General features: G+C 74.7%; 6 protein-coding genes. All 6 read right to left on the bottom strand.

The features are described 5' to 3' along the window. Positions 1-25: 25 nt before the first annotated feature. Positions 26-685 carry a hypothetical protein gene (locus tag N799_RS13765; protein WP_036213797.1) on the bottom strand — a complete coding sequence of 220 codons (660 nt, stop codon included), beginning with the start codon at positions 683-685 and terminating at the stop codon, positions 26-28. Positions 686-754: 69 nt separating this feature from the next. Then, complete coding sequence (locus N799_RS13760; RefSeq protein ID WP_052101580.1) at positions 755-1,759, bottom strand: multidrug resistance efflux transporter family protein; 1,005 nt, start codon at positions 1,757-1,759, stop codon at positions 755-757. Between the two features lie 52 nt (positions 1,760-1,811). After that, positions 1,812-2,738 (bottom strand): malonyl-ACP O-methyltransferase BioC, encoded by a 927-nt coding sequence (gene bioC / locus N799_RS13755; protein ID WP_036213795.1) that lies wholly within the window; start codon positions 2,736-2,738, stop codon positions 1,812-1,814. Then, positions 2,735-3,523 (bottom strand): pimeloyl-ACP methyl ester esterase BioH, encoded by a 789-nt coding sequence (gene bioH, locus N799_RS13750; RefSeq protein ID WP_036213792.1) that lies wholly within the window; start codon positions 3,521-3,523, stop codon positions 2,735-2,737. Before bioH ends, bioC begins: the two co-directional genes overlap by 4 nt. A gap of 43 nt (positions 3,524-3,566) precedes the next feature. Beyond that, on the bottom strand, positions 3,567-4,787 hold the full coding sequence (gene bioF / locus N799_RS13745) for an 8-amino-7-oxononanoate synthase (protein ID WP_036213789.1): 1,221 nt from the start codon (positions 4,785-4,787) through the stop codon (positions 3,567-3,569). A gap of 3 nt (positions 4,788-4,790) precedes the next feature. Further along, positions 4,791-5,867, bottom strand: a complete 1,077-nt coding sequence (gene bioB / locus N799_RS13740; RefSeq protein WP_052101579.1) for a biotin synthase BioB — start codon at positions 5,865-5,867, stop codon at positions 4,791-4,793. Positions 5,868-5,945 lie beyond the last annotated feature (78 nt).

Raw genomic sequence — 5,945 nt, 5'->3', positions numbered from 1 at the left:
GCCGATCTGAAGAAGACAGTTGCTCCTACAGCGGCAACACCGGGTCGCGGGCCGCGATACCGGCACCCGCCAGCCGCGCCAGCCCTTCGGCCAGCAGCAGGCGGGTGACGCCGGCGCGCTCGGCCAGCGGCTGGCCATGCAGGCTGTCGACCAGCATCGCCACCGACGCGCAGCGGGCGTCGTGGTCGTCACCGGCGAGGCCGGCGCCGAAGCCGTCGTTGAGCATCGCCGCGCGCACGCCGGCGGCCTTCAGCGCCTGCCGCGCGGCAGCCTCGTCGCGGGCCACCGGCGGGTGCTGCATCGCCGCCACCAGCAGGCCGGCGACGGCATTGGCGAAGCGGTCCTGGCTGGCCGGGCTGAGCCGCGAGGCGATCGCGTTGAGGCCGGCGAGGCTGCGGTCGGCGGCCGGGTCGAACAATTCACACATCACCTGCGCATCGGCCGGGTCGCGGCTGCCGGCGTGGACGGCCTGGAACAGCGCGTCGATCTGCGCGTCCGGCGCGCGCGCCAGCAGCTCGGTGCCGTCGGCGACCAGCACCGAGGGGTCGAAGCCCCACTGCTCGATCACCGCCGCCGGCGCGGCGGGCGGTGCCGGCTGCTGCGCCGCGGCGGCGCCGGCCAACAGGCACAGCAGGCCGGAGTGCAACAGAAGCGGGACGAGGCGGGGACGGGCGGTGGTGGACATGGCGGGCGCGGCGGAGGCGGAACCGGCACGACTCTAGCCGCGCGCATCTGAACGCCGCGTCGCGACCGCTCAGCCGCCGCGGTCACTGCGCAACTCGCGCACCGCACGTGCATCGCCGGCGGCGGCGCGCGCGGCGATCCAGCTGAAGGCGGCGATCCCGACCACCACGATCGCGGCGCCCCACAGCGCCGGCCCCTGCGGCCAGCGTTCGCCCAGCAGCGACACCCCGATCACGGTCGCGAACAGGATCTCGGCGGCCTGCATCGCCTCGGCCGCCGCCAGCGCGGTCGGGTTGTCGCGGACCATGCCGGTGGCCTGGAAGAACAGCACGGTGGCGATGATGCCGGCGCCCAGCGCGACCCCCGCCGCCAGCCACACCTGCCCGGCCGACGGCGCACCGGCATCGGCCGCGGCGTACAGCGCCAGCGCGATCCATGCCGGCTGGCTGGCCAGGGTCAGGCCGAACACCCGCTGGGTGGCGTTGAGTCCGTCGGCCTCGCCGTGGCGCTCCAGGTGCAGCAGCAGGCCGCGGTTGCCGAGCGGGTACGCGACCGCGGCCACCACCACCCAGCCCAGCGCGATCCAGCCGTCGCGGTCGAGCGAGCCGCCGCCGACGCCGAACTGCATCAGCAGCACCCCGGCCACCACCAGCGTGCCGACCGCCAGCGCCGGCAGCGGGATCCGCCGGCGATGGTCGTCGTACAACAGCGGCGCGCACAGCATCCCGGCGACCACGGTCAGCTGGAACGTGCCGGCGACCAGCCACGACGGCCCGCTGGCGGCGGCGTAGCTGAGGCCGATGTAGAACAGCACGAAGCCGACCGCGCTCCAGCCCAGCCACGGCAGCGGATGGGCGCGGATCGCCCGCCACACGGGCGCGATGCCGCCCTGCCAGCGCATCAGCGGCAGCATCAGCGGCAGGGTGATCAGGTAGCGCAGCGACGCCGTCCACGCCCAGTGGCCGCCATCGGTCGCGGCGACCCGGTTGAGCACGTAGGTGCAGGTGAAGAACAGCGCCGACGCCAGCGCGATCGCGATCGCGTACAGCGCGGTGCGGTGGTGGCCACGGGTCATCGGCGCAGTCTGGCGCAGGCGGCGCCGGTCGTGCGTGCCGCGGCGGGCGGGTTCAACGCCGGCGCACCTTGATGCTCGACAGCGGCACGCTGACCTCGTCGACCCCGCCGACCCGGATCGGCGCGCCCGGCGGCGGCCCCCAGGCGTGCGCGTAGATGACCTCCCAGCTGGCCGGCAGCTGGCCATCGCCGCCGCGCATCGGCTCGTAGGCCTCGGCCGCGCGGGCGAAGCGGGCGCGGCCGGTGAGGCTGCGGCGACGCTCCGCCATCGCGTTGGTGGCGCCGATCGCGCGCAATTCGCGCATCAGGTGGGCGAGGTCGGGGTGGCCGTCGCGGAACTCGTCGCGGTCCAGCACCGGGTCCTTGAAGCCGGCCGCGATCAACGCGTCGCCGAACTGCGCGATCGCCGGGAACAGGCTGACGTGCGGCGCCTCGTCGGCGGCGGCGAACGCCTCGCGCAGCTCCCACAGCGTGTCCGGGCCGAAGGTCGAGACCAGCAGCAGGCCGCCGGGCTTGAGCACCCTGCGGAAGCCGGCGAACACCCCCGGCAGGTCCTCGACCCACTGCAGGCAGAGGTTGGAGAACAGCACGTCGACGCTGGCGTCGCGCAGCGGCAGCAGGCGGGCGTCGGCGCAGACCGGCAGCGGCCGCCGCGCGAACGGGTTGAGCCGGCCGGCCAGCCCGGTCGCTTCGGCGGCGTTGCGGCGGGCCTCGGCCAGCATCCCGGGGGCGAGGTCGAGCGCCAGCACCTGCGCCTTCGGCCAGCGCTTCTGCATCGCCGCGGCGGCGTGGCCGGGGCCGCAGCCGAGGTCGACCACGACCTCCGGCGGCGCGCGTTGCAGCGCTGGGTCGTCGAGGTAGTCGAGCTGCTCCATCAGCCGCGCGGCGACCTCGCGCTGCAGCGCGGCGCCGGCGTCGTAGCCGTGGGCCGCGCGCGAGAACGCACGGCGGACCTGGCGGTGGTCGAACAGGTCGTTCATGCCGATGCCCCCGCGGCGGCCAGCGATTCCATGAAGCCGGCGATCTCGTCGGCGACCCGGTCGGCGGCGCCGAGGAACGGCGCGTGGCCGGCGCCGTCGATCACCACGCTGCGCGCGCCCGGCGCCAGCGCGGCCGCGGCCGGCATCGCCCCGGCCGGGACCAGCCGGTCGCGGCGGCCGGAGATCCACAGGCTCGGCACGCGCAGGTTTGGCAGCTCGGCACGCAGGTCGATCGCATCCAGCAGCGCCAGGCCTTCCTGCAGCGCGCGCGGTGCCGGCTCGCCGCGTTCGAACGCCTGCGCGCGCAGCCGCCGCAGCTCGTCCTGGGCGGTGCTGGAGCCGAGCGATTCCAGCGCCAGGAAGCCTTCGAGGGTGCCTCGGAAGTCGCGCTCGAGGGCGTCGCCGAAGTCACCGAACAGGCTGCTGCTGACACCATGCGGCCAGCCGCCGGCGTCGTCGCGGACGAACCGCGGCGAGGACGCCACCATCACCAGCCCGCGCACCCGGCCCGGGTGGTCGAGCGCGGCGCGCAGCGCGACCTGGCCGCCGAGCGACCAGCCCAGCCAGACCGCGTCGGGCACGCGCTCGACCAGCGCCGCGGCCAGCATGTCGGGTTGCAGCGGGGCGTCGTCGTCACGCGCGTGGCCGTGGCCGGGCAGGTCGACCAGGTGCAGGGTGTGGCGGTCGGCCAGGCGCTCGACCAGCGGCGCGAACAGGCCGCCGTGCATCGCCCAGCCGTGGATCAGCGCCAGCGCCGGGCCGCGCCCGTGCGTCTCGATGTACATCGTGTCCTTCCGGGTTGCTGTCAGGGGTGGGGCGGGCGCCGTGTCACGGCGGCGGCCAGCCCTTCAGGGTCGCCACGCGCGCCTCGGCCTCGGCGCGGTCGCGCGCAACCGTCAACGCCCGCACCAGTGCATCGACGTCGGCCGCGGTATGCAGCGCCGACAGGGTGACCCGCAGCCGCGCGCGGCCCTCCGGCACGGTCGGCGGGCGGATCGCGGCGACCAGGTGGCCGGCGCGCTCCAGCGTGGCCGACATCGACAGCGCGCGCGCGTCGTCGCCGACCAGCACCGGCTGGATCGGGGTGTCCGACGGCAGCAGCACCAGCCCCGCCGCCTTCGCCTTCGCGCGGAACCGCATCGCCAGCTCGCCGAGCTTCTCGCGGCGCCAGTGTTCGGTGCGGGCCAGCCTGACCGCCGCCAGCGTCGCCGCGGCCTGCGCCGGCGGCATCGCGGTGGTGTAGATGTACGGCCGCGCGGTCTCGGCCAGGTGCTCGACCAGGGCGGCGTCTCCAACCACCGCGGCACCGTAACCGCCGAGCGCCTTGCCCAGCGTGGCCAGCTGCAGCGGCACCTGCGCGACCCCGAGCCGCGCTGCCGCCACGCTGCCGCGGCCTTCCGGCCCGACCACGCCGATGCCGTGGGCGTCGTCGACGTACAGCAGCGCCTGCTGGGCGCGGGCGACGATCGCCAGCTCGCGCAGCGGCGCGAGGTCGCCGTCCATGCTGAACACGCCGTCGGTGGCCAGCATCGCCATCCCCTCGGGCATGCCGCGCAGCTGCCGGATCGCGCCCTCGGGGTCGTTGTGCGGGTAGCGCCGCAGGCGGCAGCCGGCGAGCCGGGCGGCATCGAGCAGGCTGGCGTGGTTGAGCCGGTCCTGCACGCAGACGTCGCCGTCGCCGAGCAGCGCCTGCATCACCGCGAGGTTGGCGAGGAAGCCGCTGCCCAGCAGCAGCGCGCGCGGCGCGCCGATCCAGTCGGCCAGCTCCTTCTCGAGCGCGTCGTGGACCTGGTGGTGGCCGCAGACCAGGTGCGAGCCGACGCCGCCGGCGCCCTCGCGCGAGGCGGTGTCCTGCAGTGCGCCGACCACCGCGTAGTGCTGCGACAGGCCGAGGTAGTCGTTGCCGCAGAAGTTCAGCAGGCGGCGGCCGTCGAGCTCGACGTGGGCGCCGTCGCGGTGGCCGATGCCGCGGCGCACGCGGCGGCGCGAGGCGGCCTCGCGCGCGTCGCGGGCGGCGTCGACCCGCTCACGCCAGGACGGGCGCGCCACGGTTCAGGCCGCGCAGGTCGGGCGGGCGGCGTCCGTGCCGGTGGCGCAGGTGTCGGTTTCGATGATGTCGGCGTGCACGGTTCCCCCCGGAGTGTCCGCTGTCTCGACGACCTGCATCGGGCGCAGGCCGAGTCGCTCGAACAATGCCAGATCGCGGTCGGTGTCGGGGTTGCCGGTGGTCAACAATTTCTCGCCGTAGAAGATCGAGTTGGCGCCGGCGAGGAAGCACAGCGCCTGCAGCTCGTCGCTCATCTGCTCGCGGCCGGCCGACAGCCGCACCATCGAGCGCGGCATCAGCAGGCGGGCGACCGCAATCGTGCGGACGAACTCGAACGGGTCCAGCTCGGCCAGCGACTCGTCGTCGGCCAGCGGGGTACCGGCGACCTTGACCAGCCGGTTGATCGGCACCGAGTCCGGGTGCGCCGGCAGGTTGGCCAGGGTCTGCAGCAGGCCGGCGCGCTGCTCGCGCGACTCGCCCATGCCGACGATGCCGCCGCAGCAGGTCTTCATGCCGGCGTCGCGGACGTGGCCGAGGGTGTCGAGGCGGTCCTGGAACTCGCGGGTGTGGATGATCTCGTTGTAGAAGTCCGGCGCGGTGTCGAGGTTGTGGTTGTAGTAGTCCAGCCCGGCGTCCTTCAGCGACTTCGCCTGCTCGCCGCTGAGCATGCCGAGGGTGGCGCAGGTCTCCAGCCCGAGCGCCTTCACCCCGGCGATCATCTCGGCCACCTTCGGGATGTCGCGGTCCTTCGGCGAGCGCCACGCGGCGCCCATGCAGAAGCGGCTGGCACCGGCCGCCTTGGCCGCGCGGGCGCGCTCGAGCACGGCTTCGGTCGACATCAGCTTCTGCGCCTCGACCCCGGTGTGGTAGCGCTGCGCCTGCGGGCAGTAGGCGCAGTCCTCCGGGCAGCCGCCGGTCTTGACCGACAGCAGCGTGCTGACCTGCACCTCGGCCGGGTCGAAGTTGTCGCGGTGGACGCTGGCGGCGCGGTGCAGCAGCTCGGGGAACGGCAGGTCGAACAGCGCGCGCACCTCGGTCCGCGACCAGTCGTGACGCACGGGAAGTTGGCCGACAGCAGGCATGGGAGTTTTCCGACAGACGCGGGCACGCGGGAGCGGCAGTCTGGAAAGCATGGCCGGCACTGTCAACCTGACCCTCCC

The organism is Lysobacter arseniciresistens ZS79 (assembly GCF_000768335.1).
Classification (GTDB): Bacteria; Pseudomonadota; Gammaproteobacteria; order Xanthomonadales; family Xanthomonadaceae; genus Novilysobacter; species Novilysobacter arseniciresistens.
Note: the sequence above shows the minus strand (reverse complement) of the source record. Positions and strands in the feature narration are given on the sequence as shown.

Excerpts from the sequence above, each read along its gene's own strand:
- bioH (WP_036213792.1), bottom strand. The coding sequence starts at position 3,523 with ATGTACATCGAGACGCACGGGCGCGGCCCGGCGCTGGCGCTGATCCAC.
- N799_RS13765 (WP_036213797.1), bottom strand. The coding sequence starts at position 685 with ATGTCCACCACCGCCCGTCCCCGCCTCGTCCCGCTTCTGTTGCACTCC.
- bioB (WP_052101579.1), bottom strand. The coding sequence starts at position 5,867 with ATGCCTGCTGTCGGCCAACTTCCCGTGCGTCACGACTGGTCGCGGACC.
- bioC (WP_036213795.1), bottom strand. The coding sequence starts at position 2,738 with ATGAACGACCTGTTCGACCACCGCCAGGTCCGCCGTGCGTTCTCGCGC.
- N799_RS13760 (WP_052101580.1), bottom strand. The coding sequence starts at position 1,759 with ATGACCCGTGGCCACCACCGCACCGCGCTGTACGCGATCGCGATCGCG.